This is a genomic window from Mesorhizobium sp. M1E.F.Ca.ET.041.01.1.1 (assembly GCF_003997355.1).
Lineage (GTDB): Bacteria > Pseudomonadota > Alphaproteobacteria > Rhizobiales > Rhizobiaceae > Mesorhizobium.
Genome location: NZ_RZSL01001215.1, coordinates 1 through 559, shown reverse-complemented (window position 1 = coordinate 559; position 559 = coordinate 1). Strand labels below are relative to the sequence as shown.

Annotated in this window: 1 protein-coding gene and 1 pseudogene; both read left to right on the top strand. The window is 64.9% G+C overall.

The window, feature by feature from the left end; genetic code table 11:
* Positions 1-290 (top strand): annotated as a pseudogene (locus EOA38_RS38440) (glutamine synthetase); the annotation flags it as partial.
* Between the two features lie 2 nt (positions 291-292).
* Positions 293-559, top strand: a 267-nt coding sequence (locus EOA38_RS38435; RefSeq protein WP_127301680.1) for an FAD-binding oxidoreductase, incomplete at its 3' end; no start/stop codon positions are given.

Below are 559 nucleotides of genomic sequence, written 5' to 3'. Positions count from 1 at the left end.
ACGCCAATCCGTATCTGGCCATGGCCGGCTCGCTGATCGCCGGCTATCTCGGCATCGAGGAGAAGCTTGCCCGCTCGCCGGAGGCCTCCGGCAATGCCTATCGCAGCCAGAGCACGCTGCCGAAAACCATGGAGGAAGCGCTCGACCGCTTCGCTGCCTGCGAGCCGGTGCGGGCGCTGCTCGGCGAGGATTTCTCCCAGACCTATCTGCGCGTGAAGAGCGTCGAGCTCGACCTGTTCCAGACCGTGGTGACGGCGTGGGAACGCGACCATCTGCTGCTCAAGGTGTGACTATGGCTTCCAGTTCGACGGGTTTCAATTCCGGTCTCGATATCGGCAAATCCTACTATGTCGCCACCGCCAATCCGGCGCCGGACCATCCGGCGCTCGCCAGCGATGTCGAAGCTGACCTGGTGGTCGTCGGCGGCGGCTGCACAGGTTTGTCGGCGGCGCTTCATGCCGCCGAACGCGGCCTGAAAGTGGTGCTGCTCGAAGGCGGCAAGATCGGCTGGGGCGCATCAGGGCGCAATGGCGGCCAGATGATCCCCGGCCTTCGCAAG